Source organism: Spirosoma gilvum, from assembly GCF_054776815.1.
The window spans coordinates 133,923-156,021 of record NZ_BAAHBH010000007.1 but is presented as its reverse complement, the minus strand read 5'-3'; the positions used below and the strand labels follow the sequence as shown (position 1 = coordinate 156,021).

Sequence of the window (22,099 nt, the reverse complement as noted above, 5' to 3'; positions counted from 1 at the left end):
TTCTTAATGAATGTGGCTATTGGTTGCCCAATCTTTCAGAAGTTTTGTCAACTTTACCACAAAAGCCATAAACCAAAAAATGGAATTTACGAATCTCTCCAGGCAGATTGAGTTTATTAAAGAAGTGGATAAACTCAAATATATTCTTCGTAAGACTAAACTATTCAACAGTGACCGAAACGAAAATGATGCCGAACACAGTTGGCATCTGGCATTAATGGCCATTGTTTTAGCTGAGCATGCAGATGTTCAGGTTGATCTGCTCAAAGTTATTAAGATGTTGCTAATTCACGATATTGTCGAAATAGACGCTGGCGACACGTTTATCTATGATACGCAAAAGAACCACAGCAATACTGAGGAAGAACGAAAGGCGGCCCAGCGAATCTTTGGCTTATTGCCTGATGATCAGGCTCGCGAGCTGATAGCCATATGGGAAGAGTTTGAGGAGCATCAAACCAATGAAGCAAAGTTTGCCCGAGCCATGGACCGACTGGAACCCTTACTCCAGAATACATCGAATAATGGCGGCACCTGGAATGAGTTTGGCGTAAACTATGAAAAGGTTTATACAAAAAAACAAGTTATCCAACAGGGGTCTACGCACATTTGGCAATATGCAGAGCAGCTTATCAATGACAGTGTTGAAAAAGGAATTTTAAAAAAGTAAACCATCCAGCTTGATACCGCCTGCAGGAATGACAGAAGAGGTGTTCGAAAGGCTACTTTTCGTTTAAAGTAGATTGGATAAGTAGGATTTTGGTTTTAATCTGTTTTTAATACTAGTTGCATAAGGAAAGCACTTAGGTTAAGATGTTAAAAGCCTGACTCATTATGTAGTCAGGCTTTTTTTATAAAGTGTTGGGCACCTGTTAGCGAAATAGGCTATTTAGCAAGCTTACCTGTTATTCTCTTGGCCACATGGCAGGCCACTGGTACTCTCGGGCAATGGCCCGGACCAGTTCATGAATCAAAGCCGTGCCGTTATCTGAATTGGTCATGATCACAACGCCACGGCCACTGTTGGCAAAGGCTACCGCATAACAGGAAAAGCCAGCATTACCCCCACTATGACGAAAACGCAGGGTCTCGCCCGAGCCATCGACGCCAAACCCTAATCCGCCAGCGCCCGGAATCTTCGTCAGCATCTGGCGAACGGTCGTTTGCTTGAGAAGGCCCTGATCGGCCCGGTACGAACTGCTCACATTAAGCATAAATCGGGCTAAGTCAGCGGGGGTTGTCCAGAGACCAGCAGCCGCTAATTCGGGGTAAACATGATAGCCTCCGTTGACCAGGTTGCCATTACCTTCATATCCTTTTGCTGCATGTGTGTTTTGCTCGGCTGACAAAGGCAGACTGAACGTACTTTGTTTCATACCCATAGGTTGGAGTACGAGTTCTTCCAGCAGTGGGCCAAAGGGTTTTCCGGTAACATCTTCCAGAAGCAGTTGAAGAATCGTGAACCCTCCTCCTGAATACCTTTCTTTTTCACCCGGTGTTTCCATAACCCGAACAGGTGATGAATTGGCGGGTGGAGTGCCATTGAGAATTTGAGTTACCGTCGGCAGTTTGTCGGCTGGATTATAACCCGCGAATCCATGAACAGTTAGGCCACCCATATGGCTGATGATCCGTCGGACAGTCACCTTCTCTTTTACTGTATAGGGACTCTCTGGTAGTGTCCACCGTTGAAGCTTCTGATTCACGTCTTCATCAAGTGAAATAACATTTCGTTCAATCAAACGAAATGTGGCTACCGACGTCACAGGTTTAGAAATAGAGGCTGCCTGAAAAAGTGTAGAAGCATCCACCGGTTTGGTATGAGCTTTGTCGCTTAGCCCATACCCTTTAGTCCAGGCTATTTTTCCTTCATCAAAGACGGCAATGCTCACCCCAGGAACACTCAGGGTATTCATTCGTTGATCAATCGTCTGGTAAGAACCGCTATCAGCCCCTGACCTGGCGATGGGCATGAGTCTGGTTTCAATTCGTTGGCGGTTTATATCATGCTTTTGCTGACCATAAGACAAGGTGGCCAGCAAAAGCATCGTCAATAATTGCCCTAAAAAAAGAAGTCGAAAAACGATCTGACCGTTGACTGTAATCTGAGTTTTGGGAAAAGGTGGTTTTGTGTTCACGGCTTTCAACGTAGTGAGCCCACTCATTGCGTTGAGAAGGCAAGAATGGAGTTTGAGCCTTGGAAACTGTGATAATCCTGAAAGGTTACAGTCGGAGAAAGAGCTTTCGGCTAAATACCGGAACTGGGTCGCTAAAGGGCACTCAGGCTTCAACAGACAGTCTGTGTACTATCGATGCGTAAAACAGTAAGCTATACTGCTTTACTTCTGCTAGTAGATCATGCTATTGGGCAGACACAAAACCGCTTATGCTACGAATTAAGAAACGACTCGTCGGATTGCTACTACTGGTCTCCTTTCAAAGCTGGGCTCAGGCACCTGCCGACCGGCCGAATATTCTCTGGATTGTTAGTGAAGACAACAATACGTCGCTGATTGGTTGTTACGGAAACTCGTATGCCACAACGCCCAACATCGACCAGTTTGCCAAAGAGAGTATTCTGTACAAAAATGCCTTTTCGACGGCTCCGGTTTGTGCCCCCTCGCGCAACACACTGATTACAGGCATGTATCCGCCCTCACTGGGCACTGAGCATATGCGTAGTACGTACCCGGTGCCGTCGTTCGTAAAGTTTTTTCCAAAATATCTGCGGGAAGCGGGGTATTACACGACGAACAATTCCAAGAAAGATTACAACACCACCGATCAGGTAGACGCCTGGGACGAGTCGAGCGATAAGGCAACCTACAAAAACCGTAAACCGGGTCAGCCGTTCTTTGCGGTATTCAACCTGTTCGTCTCGCACGAAAGCGGGTTGCATCAGCCACTGCCTTCCCTGCATCACGACCCCGAAAAAGCGCCTATTCCGCCGTACCATCCGCATACCGCCGAGTTTAAACACGACTGGGCGCAGTATTACGACAAGGTTGAAACGATGGATGGGCAATTCGGAAAGCTTCTAAAAGAACTGACCGACGCGGGACTGGCCGACAATACCATCGTGTTTTACTACGCCGACAATGGCGGGGTGCTGGGTCGCAGCAAACGGTTTATGTACGAGTCGGGTCTGCACGTACCGCTGGTGGTTCATCTGCCGAAGAAATACGCGCATCTGGCGAAAGCAAAAGCCGGATCGCAGACGGACCAGCTTGTTACGTTTCTGGACTTCGCCCCAACCATTCTGAGTCTGGTTGGTATCAAAATTCCCGATTATATGCAGGGGCAGGCGTTTCTGGGAACCCAACAGAAGTCTGAACACCAATACGCCTATGGGTTCCGGGGTCGAATGGACGAAGCCATTGATATGTCGCGATCCGTGCGGGATAAAAAATACCGATACATTCGGAACTACCTGCCACATAAGATTTACGGCCAGCATCTGGATTACCAGTGGAAAGCACCCTCCGTCCGGTCGTGGGAAGCCGAATACAAAGCCGGGCGACTGAATGAAACACAGTCCCGGTTCTGGCAACCCAAGCCTGCCGAGGAATTATACGACGTAGCGACAGACCCCGACAACATCCATAATCTGGCCACTGATCCGAAGTACGCAAAAGAACTAATCCGGTTGCGAAAAGCGAACGAGCAGTGGCTCCGGCAAAGCAACGACGTTGGCTTTATTCCCGAAGCCATGCTGGCCAAAATCGCCGGTCAGACACCGTTATGGGACTATGCTCATCAGGGAAAATACAATACGAATCGGATCATCGAAACGGCTTCACTGGCCTCTTCGCGTAACCCGGCTGACGCGGCCGAATTAATTAAACGCCTAACTGATACTGATGCAGTCGTGCGGTATTGGGCGGCTACGGGCTGTACTGTCCTGAAGCCGGTGGCCGCTAAAGCTTCACTCCAGAAACTCCTTCAGGACCCCGAAGGAGCCGTTCAGGTGGCGGCCGCCGAAGCACTTTACGGGCTCAATCAAAAAGAGGAAGCCCTCGACTTACTGAAAAAAGCCCTGACCAACGAAAACCGGCTGGTTCGGCTGCAAGCCCTGAGCGTACTGCAATCTTTTGGAAAAGACGGAAGTCCGGCCTTGCCGCAGGTTAAGGAAATTGTCGCTCATGCCCCGACAGGCTATTCAGTCGATACGGCTTACGATGTTCGGGCTGCCCAAAATCTGGTCGACGCATTTAAAGAAAATGAATAAGAAACCCTGTAAAATGAATGCGTCTGTGAGAAACTACCCTTTGCTCATGCTGGCGGTATTACTTCTCTGCAATCGTGCAGGAGTCGTTGCCCAATCGAAATCGGCCACTAAGCCCAATGTCATTATTATCATGGCCGATGACCTGGATAGTCAGCAACTGAGCTGCTACGGCGGCAAAAATCTCCGTACGAAGAACATTGACGCGCTGGCAACTGAAGGGCTGAAATTCAACCAGATATATGCGTCCGAAGCGATGTGCGTACCAACGCGGGCGTCGCTGTTTACGGGCCTGTATCCGGTGCGGCATGGGTCGTTTCAGAACCATAAACCCGTTTACGACAATCTGAAGAGCGTCGGGCATTATCTGGCCGATCAGGGTTACCGTGTCGGGCTGACCGGTAAAGACCACGTCACAAAACCGAAAACCGTCTTTCCGTTCGAGATCGTGAAAGGCTTCGAGCCCAACTGCGTAGCGCCGACGGACGACTACGAACTGGATGACGTAAAAGAGTACATGACGCGCAACAGCCAGCCGTATTGCCTGTTCGTCATGAGCATCAATCCACACGCACCCTGGACCGTGGGCGACACCACCGAATTTGACCCCGACAAGCTGATTCTTCCCAAAAACTGGGTCGACACGAAAGTAACCCGGCGTCAGTTCGTGAAGTACCTGGCTGAGGTTCGGCGGCTGGATAATCAGGTGGGCGACATTACGCGGCTCCTGAAAGAAACGGGTCAGGATAAAAATACCATTGTCGTATTTCTGGGCGAACAGGGCGCCCAGTTTCCGGGGGCCAAGTGGAACCTGTGGGACGTTGGTCAGAAAAGTTCGATGCTGGTCAAATGGCCGGCTACGGTTAAGCCGGGCACCCAGACGAACGCGCTCGTTCAGTATGAAGACATTACCCCTACCCTCATCGACATAGCGGGCGGCAAACCCATCGCCAATCTGGATGGCAAAAGTTTTCTGCCGGTGCTGCTCGGGAAAAGCTCAAAAGCGCGCGAGTACGCCTATGGCATTCACAACAACATCCCCGAGGGCAACCCCTACCCGATTCGTAGCATCCGCGACATGCGCTACAAACTGATTCTGAATCTGACGCCAGACAAAGCGTATTATAATCGGTTTATGATGAATCCTCAGCAGAAAGACCCCAACTCCGTCTGGTTTTCCTGGACCGATCAGGCGACCAGTGACCCAACCGCCAGACAAATTACCGAACGATTTGTACAACGGCCCGCCGTCGAATTTTACGACACACAGGCCGACCCGTGGGAATTGAACAATCTGGCGAATGACCCAGCGTATCAGGATCGCATCAAACAATACCGTCAGAAGCTGGACGCCTGGATGAGGCAACAAGGTGACGAAGGCGCAACTATTGACAGGATTTACGCCAAAAAGCCATAACGTATAACCGGCTCGTATGAAACGTTTTATCCTGCTTGTCGCCTTATCAGTCCGCCTTCTCAGTTCGTCAGTCGCTCAGCAAACTTCCCGAACGATAGCCCAGACAACGGCCGATAAACCCAACGTCATTTTTCTGCTGACCGACGATCACCGATGGGATGCACTGGGGGCAACGGGCAATTCGATTATTCAAACGCCCAATCTGGACGATCTGGCCAGCAAAGGAATGCTGTTTAAAAACGCATACGTCACAACGGCTATTTGCTGCGTTAGCCGGGCCAGCTTGCTGAGCGGCCAGTATATGTCGCGGCACAGAATCAATGATTTCGATACGCCGTTTAGTCCGGCGGCTCTGGCGCAAACGTACCCGTTGCTGTTCAAAAAAGCAGGGTATAAAATTGGCTTTATCGGCAAGTACGGCGTCGGCACTAAACATCAGCCGAGCGATGCGTACGACTACTGGTCGTGTACAAAAAAGAGCCAGCCCGATTATGAAGTGCTGAACACTCAGGGCCAACTCATTCATGATACCGATACGATCAGCCACGATATTCAGAAGTTTCTGGGTAAGTATGGGGGGCGTGGCCCGTTCTGCTTATCGGTCAGCTTCAAAGCCCCGCACGAACTGGACGGTGATCCGCCAACGTACGTTGTGCAGTCACGTTTCAACGACCTGTACCGCAACGCCACCATTCCGCAGCCACTAACCGCCAACCCGAAATACTGGAACAGCTTCCCCGATTTTTTTCGAACCGATCAGAACATCGCGAGGGTGCGCTGGAAGCCGTTGTTATCCACGCCGGAGCGACATGCCGAAACGGTTAAAAAGTATTACCGGCTAATTACGGGCGTCGATGAGGCTGTGAGCAAGCTGGTTGCGCAGCTAAAGCAATTGAATCTGGATCAAAACACGGTTATCGTTTTTATGGGTGATAATGGGTTTTATCTGGGCGAACACGGTCTGGAAGGGAAATGGTACGGTCATGAGGAATCCATCCGGGTACCGCTCATTATTTACGATCCTAGATTGCCCGCAAACCTCAAGGGAAGTAAACCGACGCAGATTGCGCTCAATATCGACATTGCGCCTACCCTGTTATCGCTGGCAAACGTACCCGTTCCGGCCAGCATGCAGGGAGTCGACCTGATTGGCAACCTTACCCGTAAAACACTTGTCCGCACCGATTTTTTCTATGAGCACACCTTTATGGGTAGCCCGCGACTCCCGAAGGTAGAAGGGGTGGTAAGCCCAAACCTCAAGTACATGAAGTTTATTGAACACGACTACGAAGAACTCTACGATACGGCCCATGACCCACACGAAACAACAAATCTGGCGAAAGATGCCCGGTATGCAAAGCAGTTGGCCAATCTGCGGAAGCGGTATCAAACCCTTAAACTGGCAGCTCGGTAAACCATGAAAAAGCAAATTGTCCTCTTGCGGCTTCTGGCCTGTATGTTTATTGCGTCCTCTGCCGGGGCACAAACCTCCTCCTCATCAACAGTACCCAAACGCCCCAATATTATCCTGATTATGACCGACGACCAGGGGTATGGCGATTTGGGTTATTATGGGAACCCCCACGTGAAGACGCCTAACCTGGATGGTTTTGCGGCCCAGAGTACTCGGCTGACTAATTTTCATACCTCGCCGGTTTGTAGTCCTACACGGGCGAGTTTACTGACGGGGCGGTATCACCAGCGAACGGGTGTGCATGATACGTACAACGGTGGTTCTATCATGGCATCCGAAGAAGTGACACTAGCCGAAGTTCTGGCGAAGAACGGTTACCAGACGGGCATTGTTGGCAAATGGCATCTGGGCGATACGTACCCATACCGAGCATCCGATCAGGGCTTTGGGTTTTCGCTGGTCGGGCATGGTGGCGGTATTGGCCAGCCGGGCGATCATGCCGATAACTTTTTCCGGCCCGACAGCTGCTACTTCAACTCAACACTCTATAAAAACAATGTTCCGGTAAAAACCACTGGCTACTGCACCGATGTTTTTACCGATGCCGCGCTTGATTTTCTGAAAACGAACCAGCAGAAACCGTTTTTTCTGTACGTCGCTTACAACGCGCCACACGATCCCTTACAGGTCCCGAAACAATATTATGACCAGTACAAAGACATAGCGTTCAATACCGCTTTCGACCGGCAAACGGGTAAAGACTGGGCTACCATGACGGAGAAAGACAAAGAAGATGCGCGTCGGGTCTATGCCATGGTTGCCAACATTGATGATAATGTAGGCCGGATTCTGGCTCAGGTAAAAGCCCTGCATCTGGACGATAACACGATCATTATTTTCACAACCGACAATGGCAGTCAGCAATTACGGTTCAATACAGGGTTTAAAGGGCGAAAAGGTAGTGTTTACGAAGGAGGCACCCGCACGCCATTTTTTGTTCAGGGTAAAGGTATTTTTGCTGTCAATAAAGATATCGATACGCGACTGGCGCACATCGACGTCCTGCCAACACTACTCGACGTCGTTCGTATCCCAACTCCGACTTCGCTACACCTTGACGGACAATCGGCGCTCCCGGTTATTCAGGGCAGGGCAACATTTCGGCGGAGACTTTTTTACAATGCCTGGAATCGGGGCTGGCCTGAACCATACCGCAATGCAGCCCTGTACCAGGATAACTTCAAACTGGTGGCGATCAATGCCGACTCTCAGCAACCGGAAAGTTTTGAACTGTATGATCTCAAAACCGACCCATACGAACGCACGAACATAGCGTCAGCGAACTCAGCGATTGTCAGTCAGTTACGAGTCAAGCTGGATAGCGTTTTTGCCGATATTGCCTCAAGTCCAAATCTGGTTACCCGCCGGATCAGTCTGGGCGACCCGCACGAAAATCCAACCGTACTGACTCGGCAGGACTGGACGGGCCTGGTTAACAACTGGACCACCGAAACCGGATTGGGTTACTGGGCTGTCAACGTACAGACGGACGGTCATTATGACGTTGCCGTTCGGCACCCTTCGGTTAAAAAGGGCAGTCGGGTTCTGGTTCGTATCGGGCAGATTCAGCGTAGTGTTCAGGTGCCGAAAGACAACGTCACTGACATAGTCATTCCCCGCGTGTATATAAAACGGGGTGAGTACAACCTCGAATCGTGGCTGGAAACAGACAAAGGCATGCAGGGCGCTTATTATGTAACGGTCAAAAAACAGTAGTATGGCATGAAACATGTTGGTTTTAGTCTTTTGCTTTGTCTATTGGGCTTCACGGGTTTTGCGCAAAAGAAACCGTCTGCTCCGCCAAACATTATTATCATTCTGGCTGATGATCTGGGCTGGAGTGAACTGGGCTGCTACAAAAACAGTAACGACGGACCGCGCTTCAACGAAACCCCGAACCTCGACCGGCTGGCAGCCGGAGGTATGCGGTTTACTCAGGCGTATGCCACCGCACCGGTCTGCACACCCACCCGCATTGCCCTGATGACTGGTCAGCACCCGGCCCGAACCGGCATTACGGACTATCTGGATGCAAGAGACGAAAAATACCTGTCGCCCGACTACGTAACCCTCAACGAGCAGTTGAAAAAAGCCGGGTATCACACGGGGCTCATTGGTAAATGGCACCTGACCGGCGATTACACGAAGAAAAAAGGCGAACCGGCGAAGCATGGCTGGGATGAGGTGATCTGCTCCGAAACCGGCTACATTGCCAACGGCGACTATTTTCACCCGTACTTTTTCATGCCCGAGGTTCCGGCCCAAACCGAAGGAGAATACCTGACCGACCGACTGAATCAGGAAGCCGTCGACTTCATTAAGCGCAGTCAGGCCAAGCCGAACGCGGCCCGCCCATTTTTTCTGTATTTATCGCACTATGCTGTGCACACCAAACTGGCCGGTAAACCCGATAAAGTGGCTAAATACCAGCAGAAGCCGGGTGCTGGTACCCGGAAAAACAATCCTGAACTGGCGGCTATGCTGGAGAGTATTGATGACGGGGTTGGGCAGATCATGGCTACGCTAAATGAGCTGAAGCTGACCGACAATACGTTGATTCTGTTTACCTCCGACAATGGCGGTGAACTCAATGTAACATCGAACGCGCCCCTGCGCGGTGGTAAATCGGAACTGTACGAAGGCGGCATCCGCGAGCCGTTCATCGCCTATTGGCCGGGTTTTATAAAAGCCGGATCAGTTTCAAGGCAGGTAATCAATACGTTGGATATTTATCCGACGCTGCTCGAACTGGCGGCTGTAAAACCCACAGCCGGTTTTGTGCTGGACGGAACCAGTATTGCCTCGACCTTAAAAGGAACAGCGAAACCATTCGAACGAACACTTTACTGGCATTATCCGCTTCCGAAACCCCATTTTCTGGGTGGTCGCTCAGCCGGAGCCATCCGAAATGGAGCGTATAAACTGATTGAATACTTTGACAAGGATCAGGTTCAGCTATTCAATCTAGTCGACGACCCCGCTGAACAGATGGATTTATCCGATAAACTGCCAGCCAAACGAACTCAACTACTTACCCAGCTACGAGCGTGGCGCCGACAAACGGCAACCGATTTTCAGGCAGCCATTCCTTCCTCTGTGAAACCATGAAACAACTCCTCATCCTCAGTGCGCTCCTGAGCGGTTTTTTCTTTTTCGGGGCGATACCTCCTAAAAAGTCAGCCGTTCAGAAAGCGACTTCAAAACCGAATATCGTCCTGATCATGGCCGACGACATGGGCTATTCGGATCTGGGTTGTTACGGCTCAGAAATTCCTACTCCTAATCTGGACAAGCTGGCTCGCGACGGGGTTCGGTTTACTCAGTTTTATAACACGGCTCGCTGCTGCCCTACCCGTGCCGCCCTGATGACGGGTCTGTTTCAGCATCAGGCGGGTATCGGCCACATGACCAAAGAACCCAACAACCGAATCGACTACGATTATGGTGTAGAGGGCTATCGGGGTGAATTGAACCGCCATTGTGTGACGATTGCCGAAGTGCTGAAAACGGCGGGCTATCATACCTACATGGCCGGCAAATGGCACTTGGGTTCCAGCACCCCCGACCTGCGCCCCCGTCAGCGGGGCTTCGATCGGTATTATGGATTGCTGGCCGGGGCAAGCAGCTACCTCGATCCCATTCAGCCACGCGGTATCTGGCAGGACAATGAACCGATTGAAAAAGTAAGTCAGCCGTTCTATACCACCGATGCGTTTACGGACAATGCCCTTACGTTCCTGAAAGAACAGAACGATCAGCAACCGTTTTTCCTGTACCTGGCCTTTACGTCGCCCCACTGGCCGCTCCATGCCTTAACGGACGATATTGAACGGTTCCGGGGTAACTACCATCAGGGCTGGGATGCGCTTCGCGAACAGCGGTTTCGCAAGCAGGTCAAAGAAGGAATCGTACCTGAAAAATGGGGACTGTCGGCCCGGCCGGAAATTTACCCGGCCTGGGCAGAGCAGGACACTGCCAAACAACGGGAAATGGATTATCGGATGGCGGTGTATGCCGCGCAGGTGTATCGCATGGATCAGAACATCGGCAAACTGGTTAAGTACCTGAAGCAGACAGGCAAGCTGGATAATACGCTGCTGGTCTTTTTGTCCGACAATGGTGCCTGTCAGGAAGGGGGCGTATTGGGCGGAGGAACTACCAGCGAGATCAACGACCCCGCCAAAGGGGGCGCCATTTCGTACGGAGGAGTTTGGGCCAATGCGTCCAATACACCGTTCAAGGGTTTTAAACACGTTTCCTATGAAGGCGGTATCGCTACACCATTGATTGTTCACTATCCGGCGGGCATGACCAGTCAGAAAGGTAAAATCACATCGGCGCCCGGCTATCTGATCGACATCATGCCTACGTTTATTGAAGCGAGTGGCGCCACCTACCCGACTGAAGCGAAAGGGCAGAAAATTCATCCCATCGAAGGGAAAAGCCTGATGCCCGTACTGACCAAAGGCACGCGCCAACCCCATGAATACATGTACTGGGAACACGAGAACCACCGCGCCATTCGGTTTGGTAAATGGAAAGCCGTAGGCGTGATTGGTGCACCCTGGGAATTATATGATCTGGATGCCGACCGAACGGAGCGGCACAACCTGGCCGCCAATCAGCCCGATCTGGTCAAAAAGCTTGATCAGCAGTGGAACACCTGGGCGAATACGCACAACGTTTTCCCGAAGGGAACGATGAAGTCCGACTTCTCGAAAGAGTGGAATTTCTTCAGGACTGCCGACTAGACTGTCTAAAATGCTTAAGGAACAACGGCAGCATCGTGGAATTGGCTTTACAAACAAAAACGTACTACTGCTCGATTGAGAAAATGTATTGCAACTAAACAATAAAGCCGCTTAACATTTATGCTAAGCGGCTGATTATCAAGTGGGCCAGCTTGGGCTCGAACCAAGGACTTACTGATTATGAGTCAGTTACTCTAACCAACTGAGTTACAAGCCCGTTGCTGAGCGATTGCTCGGACTCAGCGGGGCAAATTTACATATTTTTTGACAGAATGAACAGATTTGGCCGGATATTTCGATCAGTAAGCCAGTAATCCTGTGTTTCAGGCTGGTAGAGACTGCTCGCTGAACTGTGGCACGGCTGAGTTCGTATTTGGTAATCAAACGCTTGTATTAGCCGTGCCACAGTTTAAAATGCACGTTCGTCTGGTATCTTTGCCTAATGGCAACGCCCAATAAAAAGAAAATTCTCAACGATCCGGTTTACGGATTTATAACCATACCATCCGAACTGCTCTTCGATTTAGTAGAGCATCCTTACTTCCAGCGACTTCGGCGAATCAAGCAACTAGGGCTCTCTGAATACGTGTACCCAGGGGCTTTGCATACGCGTTTCCATCACGCATTGGGCGCCATGCACCTGATGGGGCAGGCGATGAGTACGCTCCAGAGTAAAGGCCACACCATCAGTAACGATGAGTGCGAAGCGGCTCAGATCGCTATTCTGTTGCATGATGTGGGACATGGGCCTTTTTCGCATGTGCTGGAGTGCTGTTTGCTCGACGATGTGCCGCATGAGCAGATTTCGCTGATGTTGATGCATGACCTTAATCGGCAGTTTGGTGGCGCGTTGTCGCTGGCGATCCGCATGTTCGAGGGCACGTATGAACGGCCTTTTTTCCATCAGCTTATTTCGAGCCAGTTGGATATGGACCGGATGGATTACCTCAACCGCGATGGGTATTATACGGGCGTAGCTGAAGGGGCTATTGGCGCGGAGCGAATCATTAAAATGCTGGACCTGGTCGATGATCAGCTGGTGGTAGAGGCTAAAGGAATTCTGAGTGTCGAAAACTTTCTGAATGCCCGTCGACTCATGTACTGGCAGGTGTATCTGCACAAAACGTCGATTTGCTGTGAATCGATGATGATTCAGATTTTGCGTCGGGCCAGGTTCCTGAGTCGGCAGGAGGGGAGTGAGTCGGTGTTTGCGTCGGATGTGTTTCGGCTATTTCTCCGCAACAGTGTGTCGATGGCCGATTTTCAAACTGATCGTACTTACCTCGATGCCTTCACCCGACTAGACGATTTTGACATCTGGACCTGTGTGAAACAGGGTGCTTATCATTCTGACCCGATTTTCTCGAATCTCTGCCAGATGCTGCTCAATCGACGGCTGTTTAAAATTATGCTGTCGACCGAACCGTTTGCGGGTGAACTGCTTACCCAAATCGAAGGCCAGTTGCGGCAAACAGGTATGCCCGAGGATTGGCTTTCCTACTTTTTGATTGAAGGCCAGGCGACTAATGCCGCCTATTTGCCTTCGGGTGATCGCATTGCCATCAAACTGAAAGGCGGCAACGTGATCGATATTGCCGATGCCTCCGATCTGTCGAATATTCAGGTGCTGACCAACATTGTCCGTCGGTACTACGTCTGTTGGGCGAGGAATTTGGCAGAGTAGTTGAGTAGTAGTCTATCTTGTTAATCAATCGACCAATTAACCGGTTAACCAATTGCGGAAAAGTGCAATTTGTTCGCTACCTTAGCGCCCTGAATACCCGGCTATAATGGGTGTTTTGCGACGGCCGTCATACATATATGGAGTTTACAGTCAAGCAGATTGCCACACTGCTGGGGGGCGAAGTCGCCGGAAATGAATCGCTGGCAATCACTGGGTTAGCTAAAATTGAAGAGGGGCAACCAGGGGATATTTCGTTTCTGTCGAACCTCAAATACGAACCACATTTATACACAACCCGAGCTTCGGCGGTGATTGTCGACCGATCATTCGAGCCTAAAAAGCCGGTTTCATCGGCGCTGATTTTTGTAGAAAACTCCTACTCTGCCTTCACCCGACTGCTTGAAGAATACCACAAGCAATTAATTTTTTCGCGGGTTGGTATCGAACAGCCATCTTATATTGGTGAGGGAAGTCAGATGGGTGAACAAGCCTACCGAGGAGCGTTTTCGTACGTTGGCCGGAACTGCCAGATTGGTCGAAATGTGAAAATATACCCTCAGGCTTACGTCGGCAATAATGTTCGGATTGGCGATAATACCATTATCCATCCAGGGGTTCGTATTCTGGACAATTGCGTGATCGGGCAAAACTGCGTGATCCATCCTAATGCGGTCGTTGGCAGCGAAGGATTCGGATTTGCACCCCAACCCGATGGAACCTATAAAACCATTCCTCAACTCGGCAATGTCATTCTGGAAGACAATGTGAACGTTGGCTCCAACACGACTATCGACTGCGCCACAATGGGTTCGACCATTATCCGTCAGGGGGCCAAATTAGATAATCTGATACAGATTGCCCATAATGTCGAAATAGGCAGGAATACAGTAATTGCCGCCCAGACGGGTGTTTCGGGGTCTACCAAAATCGGTGATAACTGCGTGATTGCCGGTCAGGTTGGATTCGCCGGGCATCTGACTATTGCCAACGGAACTAAAGTAGGCGCCCAGTCGGGCGTTGGAAAGAGCGTGGAAGAAGAAGGAACGTCACTCAACAGTTCACCCGCTTTTGGGCTGAAAGAAAGTATGCGCTCGCTGGCGGTGTTCCGTCGGCTCCCTGACCTGGAACAAAGAGTGTTTAAACTGGAAAAGAAAAACGAAAAATAGTTTACAGTTCACGGTTTACAGTTTACGGTTGATTGACGCCCGCACTGTTCTCGCATCAGCCACCGTAAACTGTAAACCGTGAACTGTAAGCTGATAAGAAATGAATACCAAACAACAGACGATTCAGAAAGCCGTTTCGGTATCGGGAGTGGGACTCCATACGGGTGTGCAGGCCACGATGACCTTTCTGCCTGCGCCGACCAACCATGGCTATAAATTCCAACGTGTTGATCTGCCTGGACAACCCATTGTGGATGCCGATGTGGATAATGTGGTCGATCTTTCGCGCGGAACGACCATTGAACAGAGTGGAGCTCGTATCCATACGGTTGAGCATACACTGGCTGCGCTGGTCGGTCTTCAGCTCGACAATATCCTGATTCAGTTAGATGGTCCAGAACCTCCCATCATGGATGGGTCGTCCATCCAGTTTATCGATGCCCTGCGGGATGCCGGGATTGAAGAGCAGAATGCCACCCGTAACTACTTTGAAGTCAACGAGTACGTTCATTATCGAAATGCGGAGAAAGATATTGAATTAGCCGCCCTGCCGCTGGACGACTATCGGCTGACGGTGATGGTCGATTACAACTCACGGGTCATCAGCAGCCAGCACGCATATCTGAACGACATCAGTCAGTTTCCTGAACAGATCGCCAGCAGCCGTACCTTCGTATTTTTGCATGAACTCGAAGCGTTGTATAAGCAGAACCTGATCAAAGGGGGCGATCTGACCAACGCCATAGTCATTGTAGATCGGGATGTGCAGGATGGTGAGCTGGATTACCTGGCCGATCTGCTGCATAAACCGAAGGTGAGTGTAAACAAGCAGGCGGGTATTCTGAATAATCTGCAACTCCACTACCCGAACGAAATGGCTCGCCATAAACTGCTCGACGTAGTGGGCGATCTGGCTCTGATCGGTCGACCCATCAAAGCGCAGATTCTGGCAGCCCGGCCCGGCCACGCGGCCAATGTAGCCTTTGCCAAAAAAATCAAGAAACTCATCCAGAAAAACGCAGCCAACCAGGTGCCTAAATACGACCCCATGCAGCCTCCTGTGCTGGATATCAATCGGATATCGCAGCTGCTGCCTCACCGGTATCCGTTCCAGATGATCGACAAGATCATTGCACTGGACGAAAACAGTGTGGTTGGTATCAAGAATGTGACGATGAATGAGCCATTTTTCCCTGGACACTTCCCCGGCAATCCGGTGATGCCCGGTGTGATGCAGCTCGAAGCCATGGCGCAGACAGGTGGTATTCTGGTTTTGAGTACCGTTCCCGATCCTGAGAATTACTGGCCATTTCTGGTTGGTATTGAAAATTGCCGTTTCCGGCGGAATGTGCTTCCTGGCGATACCGTGATATTCCGGTGTGAATTTACGTCGCCCATGAAGCGCGGCATTGTGAAAATGCAGGGTCGTGGCTACGTAGCCAACCAACTCGTTTGCGAAGCCGATATGATTGCCAGCCTGGTAAAGAAAAAATGATGAATTATGAATGATGAATCAGGGCCGCCTGTGCGGATGAATGGGTGTGACTACATGCCCATAGCTGTCATTCATCATTCATAATTCATAATTCATCATTTAAAGAAGTATGATTCAACCGTTAGCATATATTCACTCTGAAGCGAAGATTGCGCAGAATGTAGTGATTGAACCATTTGCCATCATTCACAAGGACGTTGAAATTGGCGAAGGAACATGGATCGGCTCCCATGCGGTTATTAATGAGGGGGCTCGTATTGGCCGTAACTGCAAAATTTACCCTGGAGCGGTTATCTCGGCAACGCCACAGGATTTGAAGTTCAATAATGAATATACCCGGACCTTCATTGGGGATAATACGACGATTCGTGAGTACGCGACCATTAGCCGGGGTACCGAAGAACACTGGAAAACCCAAATTGGGGCAAACTGCCTGATCATGGCCTATGCGCACGTAGCGCATGATTGCCGGATCGGTAATCACTGCATCATTACCAACAATGTGCAGATGGCGGGCCACGTACATATGGGCGATTGGGCCATTATTGGCGGATCTAGCTCCGTGTTGCAGTTCTCCCGAATCGGGTCGCATGCGTTTATTTCGGGTGGCTCACTGGTTCGAAAAGATGTACCACCTTATTCCAAGGCAGCCCGCGAGCCGCTGACTTACGCAGGCATTAACTCCGTGGGTATTCGTCGGCGGGGTTATACAAACGAACAGATCAACCAGATTCAGGAAATTTACCGCTATATCTATCTGCGCGGATTAAATAACGCTGATGCACTGACCCAGATCGAACTGGAACTACCGGCTTCGGACGAACGTGATGAAATCGTGAACTTTATCCGTAGCTCCGAACGAGGCATCATGCGCGGCCCATCCGCAAATGGAGAGCGGGAGTAAGATTTAATGAATAATGGATAATGAACAATGTATAATGACTAGGACTACATCATTATACATTGTTCATTATCCATTTTACATTATCATTTATGCACATCGTTGCTGAAAAAATCGGCAAGAAATATCGGAAAGAATGGATTTTTCGGCGGGTCGAACTGACGCTTTCCGCCGGGAATAGCTATACGTTTGTCGGACCCAACGGCAGCGGAAAATCTACCCTATTACAGTTACTGGCCGGTAGCCTGCCCATCACCGAGGGAACGCTTACATATTCGATGCAGGGCAAGACGCTGGAAGCCGACGACTGGTTTCGGTACATTTCGATAGCCGCACCATACCTGGAGCTGGTTGAGGAATTGACGCTGGATGAATTGCTGACGTTTCACCAGACGTTTAAGCCGTTCCTCGATGGTTATACCCTCGAATCTATCGCCGACCGACTGCTGCTGACCCACGCCCGCGATAAAGAGATCAAGTATTTTTCGTCGGGAATGAAGCAGCGGGTGAAACTTGGCTTGGCGTTTTTCTCCAATTCGCCGATTATTATGCTGGATGAGCCTACTTCGAATCTGGATCGTCAGGGTATGAACTGGTATCACGAGCAAATCCAGCAATTGATCAATCCGGCAAATCCTTCCCCAAAACTCCTGCTAATTGGCTCCAACCAGCCTGAGGAATACGACTTCTGCCGCAATGTGATTGACATTACGCAGTGGAAGTAAGCCTATTTTAGTTTCTTCCGTAATTCACTAATGACCCGTCGGGTTTCGGCAATTCGGGTCTGCAAGCCGTCTTTGTATTTCCAGGCCTGCTGATCGATTTTGGTAGGGTCGGGTGTAAACTGTTGTTCGATTTCGGTCAGGTACTTTTCGCTCAAGTCCAGATAGTGACTGGCGGTTTCCCGATTATAAAACCCATCTCCGTCAACAGTGAGGTAAACGGGCGTTGTATGCGCTGCCTGACCAGGGCCTGCCGAACAGCGGGCGGCAATCCATCGGCCACTTTCGAGATTGGGTAAAGTCAATTGAATGGATAGATGGTGAGTCGATTGTCCCGGCTCATGGGCTGTTACCCGGCCAATAACCTTACCATGACTCACCAGTTCCAGTGTATCGAGTAGCACCTGACCATCATGGCCATACGCATGAACCGTAATAGGTACAGACGCCCCTTTTTTAAGATCCAAACGATCGCCCGGAATGGCATTGGCTACGGTTAAATCAAGAATTGGCCCGCTCGATACGAACGTATGACCAGCCGCTACGGCATCACGCCAGGTTGAAAACGAAAGTTTCTTACCCGCCCCTAAATAGGTATAAAATCGCGCATTGCCGATACGTGACGAATGCTCGACCGGCCCATGACCATGATCCTGCCCACACCAGGGAAAATCGGACCCTGCCGTTGCGATGAGTGGAATGCCCAGATCAAGCAGGTGATAATAGTGTTCGATATGTAGTGGATGCGCATCCACACAGAACTGAAGCAATTCGAAGGCGTCGACTTTTCCTCGCAGGCCGTCGAGGGTTAAGCCCCGGTAGCCATGAAACGTTTCGGCCTGATGCGCATAGCCTGTAATGCCACCAAGCTGATGGATTTTATCAAACACTTCGTCGAAGAAGTAATAACGACTACTTTTTCGAACACGGTTGGCAGCGCCTAACGCAAAGACGTGTCCTAATTCCGAAGTTCGCGGATCTTCCTGCCCACTGGTTAATAAGTAGTCGCCCTGTTGATAAACGCCTTTGTCGCCATACGCATATTGTGGATAATAGGTTTCCCAGAAATCACCCATGCGCAGGAATGCACCCACATGCACTTCTTCGGCTTGTAACCAGGTCGCAATGTACGGGTTGTCGCGAGGGGAGCGCCGGAGGTGAATATGCCCATCGGTCGAATACCACCCTTTGGCAGCCATATTGATCCATCGTTCCAGTCGAACCGTTTTCTGAACCGTTTTTCTGGCGGTACTCACCAGCGTATGTTTCTGACTTAGGTACTCGGAGCCTTTGGAAAGTGATAATTCATATGTGCCCGGAGGCAGAGACAACCCAAATTGACCGGCTACATAGAACGAACTGTCGGGCTGGAATCCGTACCCATCTTCGTGATCCCATAGGCCATACATGACCGCAACCGCTTCGGGTGGGAGTGATGCTACAGGATGGCCATTCCGCGTCAGCCGAACTCGAACAGGAGTAGGCTTGCTCGTTGCCGCATCAAGCACGGTTACTGTTAATCGTCCAACCGACTGTCCATGTGCGTTCAGAAACAGTAAAGCCGCCAGGATAACGGCCCAGTTTAGCCGTTGCCGACAGATGATTAAGCCAGCCATAGGAATTAAGTTCGAATGGCTAGCAATTTACACGTTTATGCGAGCAGCCCCTACAATAGTTTAGTTTACCCCTCTGCCCGCAATACATCGAGTGGTGGTCTTGACAGCACTTCCCGACTGTTAAATACACCAATTAGAATAGTCATTACAGTTACAACCGCAGTTACCACGACCAGTGGCACAACGGCGGGTTTGTAAGGTACTTCGAACACAAACCGGGCTAACCCCCATGTACCACCTATAGACAGCAGAATGCCTGAGAGAGCCGCCAATAAGCCAAGCAAGCCATATTCGAGTACGGTAATGCTTAAAATCTGCTCCCGGCTGGCACCTAACGTACGTAACAGCACACTCTCACGCAGGCGCTGGTATTTGCTGATAACAACAGAACTGGCTAAAACCAATAAGCCTGTCAGAATGCTAAATAAGGCCATAAACTGGATAACGAACGAGATTTGCCCCAGAATCTCATCTACGGTCTTGAGAATAAGTCCCAGATCAATAGCCGAAACATTGGGAAATTGACTAACCAGTCCACGTTGAAGCTGGGCCGAAACCTGATTGTTGGGAACTCGGGTCATCAGCACATGGAATTGGGGGGCCTGCTCCAGCACACCCGACGGAAAGACGACGAGAAAATTTGTTTGTACCCGGTTCCACTCGACCTCGCGCGTGCCGCCAACAATAGACTGAATGGGAGCGCCCTGAACATTAAAGTTCAATGTATCACCCAGTTTGAGGTGCATCCGGTCGAAGAATGGTTTCTCTACGGAGATATAGATAGTTCCATTGGCCTGGTACGGTGCTTTTCCCGCGATTAACTTCTCCGACGAAATCAATGTATCACGGTAGGTAACCCGGTATTCGCGGGTAAAGGCCCATTTAGGAATTTTGAATGTGGTGTCTTTTGGATTGACGTTACCCGTTTTGCCATTAATATCCGACAAACGCATCGTTACGACGGGTACCTGCTGCAAAACAGGTAATTTCTGCGCGGCTACCAATTTTTTTACTCCGCCAAGCTGCTCATTCTGAATGTCGAACAGAACCATGTTCGGTTGCTTGCCACTGGCCGACAGTTCGACCTGACCCAACAGTAACCCTTGCGTAAGGTAAAGTGTGGCAATTAAAAATGCGCCAAGTCCTATCGACGTCACCAGGATCAGCGTCTGGTTGTTGGGCCGGTAGAGATTGGCCAGACTTTGCCGCCAGACGTAACTCCAGGAAACAGGAAAAAATCGGCGAACCAGCCAGATGAGCCCTAAACCCAGTGCAGTCAGTATACCAAACGCCAGTGTTAAACCACCGGTGAAGCCAATCGCCAGCATCAGATTTCGTGTCTGCAGATAGGCAAAGCCCACAATGAACCCAACCACCAGCAAATACACCAGCCAGCGGAATGGATCGCGTCCGCTCAGATCATCTTCGTAGGAGTTACGAATGGCTCGTAAAGGTGATACGTTTCGAATGGCCAGTAAGGGTAATAGCGAAAACAGAACGGAAATCAATAAGCCCGTTCCTATACCACCCAGAATTGCTGGAAGGGATAATGACGTTTCGACGGTGATCGGTAAAAAATTACTGAATACGCGGGGAAGAATCAACTGAATGGCTGAGCCCACCAACGCACCAATGGCGGCTCCTAAAAAGCCCATTATCGCCGTTTGCAACAGGTAAATCAAAAAGGCTTGCCGTCCGCTGGTACCGAGTGTTCGGAGAATAGCCACCGATGCGATTTTCTCTTTTACGTATAACTGAACGGCACTGGCAACGCCCACACACCCTAACAGTAAAGCGACAAACGCGACCAGACTTAGAAACTTGGTTAGATCACCAAAAGCACGTCCGGTTTGCTTTTTACGCCCGGCTACAGTGTCATAATTAAGCCCTTCCTTGTCCAGTTGTGACGAAAGCGGTTTAATGAATTTTTCGACATCGGTACCGGGAGCGAATTGATAGTAGTATTTGTAAGCAATCCGGCTACCCCGTTGGAGCAGGCCCGTAATTGCCAAAAATTTATTCGGTATAAAGACGGTGGGGGCTACGGTAGCCGCCACAGCAGCCTGTCCCGGCGTTTTGGTGACGCGTCCGGCAATCAGGAAATTCAGGTTTCCAACTTTTACCGAATCACCGGGTTGAGCGCCCAATTGAACCAGCAGTCCATCATCCACCAAAGCTACTCGACTGGTTGCCTGTCGAAACGACTGGATCGCTGATGCGGGTTGGACTTCCCAGGTCCCATAATAGGGGAAAGCGCCTTCAAGGCCCTTGATCTGTGCCAGCCGTACACCGCCCGTTTTCGGGATCGATACCAGCGATGGGAAGGATACTTCATACGCCCGGTCGCGACCAATTGTTTTTAAGAGCTTCCCCGTTTTGGCAGAGGGTTCGCGAGCCCACGAAATGGTCAGGTCAGCACCCAGCAGTTCGCGGGCCTGATCGTCGATACTTTGGGCCAGATTATCACCAAAGGAATTGATAGCTACTAAAGCCGCAATGCCCAGCACAATGGCCGACATAAACAGCAGCAGCCGTTGACGGCTCCGGCGACTGTCGCGCCAGGCCATCCGAAACAGCCAACCCGTTCCGGGCTGGGGGAGGAGCGTAGTATGAAAGCGTGGGGAATCCATGTTTATTGAGTGAATGAG

15 protein-coding genes and 1 tRNA gene are annotated in these 22,099 nt (G+C 50.3%); 12 read left to right on the top strand and 4 right to left on the bottom strand.

Annotated features, from left to right (window positions below; translation table 11 throughout):
- The first annotated feature begins 79 nt into the window (after positions 1-79).
- A complete protein-coding gene (locus ACYVFD_RS19420) occupies positions 80-670 on the top strand; it encodes an HD domain-containing protein (RefSeq protein WP_461092100.1) in 591 nt (196 codons plus the stop codon).
- Between the two features lie 235 nt (positions 671-905).
- Here the strand turns inward: ACYVFD_RS19420 and ACYVFD_RS19415 are convergent, their stop codons facing one another.
- Positions 906-2,165, bottom strand: a complete 1,260-nt coding sequence (locus ACYVFD_RS19415) for a serine hydrolase domain-containing protein (protein ID WP_461092099.1) — start codon at positions 2,163-2,165, stop codon at positions 906-908.
- A gap of 221 nt (positions 2,166-2,386) precedes the next feature.
- Between ACYVFD_RS19415 and ACYVFD_RS19410 the strand changes: the two genes are divergently transcribed.
- The 6 genes from ACYVFD_RS19410 to ACYVFD_RS19385 are packed head-to-tail and all read left to right on the top strand — an operon-like array spanning position 2,387 to position 11,867.
- Positions 2,387-4,228, top strand: coding sequence for a sulfatase-like hydrolase/transferase (locus ACYVFD_RS19410; RefSeq protein ID WP_461092098.1), 1,842 nt, complete (start codon positions 2,387-2,389; stop codon positions 4,226-4,228).
- Between the two features lie 46 nt (positions 4,229-4,274).
- On the top strand, positions 4,275-5,642 hold the full coding sequence (locus ACYVFD_RS19405; RefSeq protein WP_461092097.1) for a sulfatase family protein: 1,368 nt from the start codon (positions 4,275-4,277) through the stop codon (positions 5,640-5,642).
- A 16-nt stretch (positions 5,643-5,658) separates the two neighbouring features.
- A complete protein-coding gene (locus tag ACYVFD_RS19400) occupies positions 5,659-7,056 on the top strand; it encodes a sulfatase family protein (RefSeq protein WP_461092096.1) in 1,398 nt (465 codons plus the stop codon).
- A gap of 3 nt (positions 7,057-7,059) precedes the next feature.
- Positions 7,060-8,832 (top strand): arylsulfatase, encoded by a 1,773-nt coding sequence (locus ACYVFD_RS19395; protein WP_461092095.1) that lies wholly within the window; start codon positions 7,060-7,062, stop codon positions 8,830-8,832.
- A 6-nt stretch (positions 8,833-8,838) separates the two neighbouring features.
- Entirely contained in the window at positions 8,839-10,224 is a 1,386-nt protein-coding gene (locus ACYVFD_RS19390) for a sulfatase (protein ID WP_461092094.1), read from the top strand.
- Positions 10,221-11,867: an arylsulfatase gene (locus ACYVFD_RS19385; protein ID WP_461092093.1), complete on the top strand. Its 1,647-nt coding sequence runs from the start codon at positions 10,221-10,223 to the stop codon at positions 11,865-11,867. Before ACYVFD_RS19390 ends, ACYVFD_RS19385 begins: the two co-directional genes overlap by 4 nt.
- Positions 11,868-12,010: 143 nt before the next feature.
- On the opposite strand, the gene ACYVFD_RS19380 is transcribed toward ACYVFD_RS19385, so the two are convergent.
- Positions 12,011-12,084 (bottom strand) — tRNA-Ile (locus ACYVFD_RS19380).
- 225 nt (positions 12,085-12,309) lie between these two features.
- On the opposite strand from ACYVFD_RS19380, the gene ACYVFD_RS19375 reads away from it, so the two are divergent.
- From ACYVFD_RS19375 to ACYVFD_RS19355, 5 genes are all read left to right on the top strand, one after another.
- Positions 12,310-13,551 carry an HD domain-containing protein gene (locus ACYVFD_RS19375; protein ID WP_461092092.1) on the top strand — a complete coding sequence of 414 codons (1,242 nt, stop codon included), beginning with the start codon at positions 12,310-12,312 and terminating at the stop codon, positions 13,549-13,551.
- A gap of 137 nt (positions 13,552-13,688) precedes the next feature.
- Positions 13,689-14,717, top strand: a complete 1,029-nt coding sequence (gene lpxD / locus ACYVFD_RS19370) for a UDP-3-O-(3-hydroxymyristoyl)glucosamine N-acyltransferase (RefSeq protein WP_461092091.1) — start codon at positions 13,689-13,691, stop codon at positions 14,715-14,717.
- 100 nt (positions 14,718-14,817) lie between these two features.
- Positions 14,818-16,212, top strand: a complete 1,395-nt coding sequence (locus ACYVFD_RS19365) for a bifunctional UDP-3-O-[3-hydroxymyristoyl] N-acetylglucosamine deacetylase/3-hydroxyacyl-ACP dehydratase (RefSeq protein WP_461092090.1) — start codon at positions 14,818-14,820, stop codon at positions 16,210-16,212.
- A 109-nt stretch (positions 16,213-16,321) separates the two neighbouring features.
- Positions 16,322-17,116 (top strand): acyl-ACP--UDP-N-acetylglucosamine O-acyltransferase, encoded by a 795-nt coding sequence (lpxA, locus tag ACYVFD_RS19360; protein ID WP_461092089.1) that lies wholly within the window; start codon positions 16,322-16,324, stop codon positions 17,114-17,116.
- 89 nt (positions 17,117-17,205) lie between these two features.
- On the top strand, positions 17,206-17,838 hold the full coding sequence (locus tag ACYVFD_RS19355) for an ABC transporter ATP-binding protein (protein ID WP_461092088.1): 633 nt from the start codon (positions 17,206-17,208) through the stop codon (positions 17,836-17,838).
- A gap of 2 nt (positions 17,839-17,840) precedes the next feature.
- On the opposite strand, the gene ACYVFD_RS19350 is transcribed toward ACYVFD_RS19355, so the two are convergent.
- Complete coding sequence (locus ACYVFD_RS19350) at positions 17,841-19,451, bottom strand: CehA/McbA family metallohydrolase (RefSeq protein ID WP_461092087.1); 1,611 nt, start codon at positions 19,449-19,451, stop codon at positions 17,841-17,843.
- A gap of 65 nt (positions 19,452-19,516) precedes the next feature.
- Positions 19,517-22,018, bottom strand: a complete 2,502-nt coding sequence (locus ACYVFD_RS19345) for an ABC transporter permease (RefSeq protein ID WP_461092372.1) — start codon at positions 22,016-22,018, stop codon at positions 19,517-19,519.
- Positions 22,019-22,099: the final 81 nt, after the last annotated feature.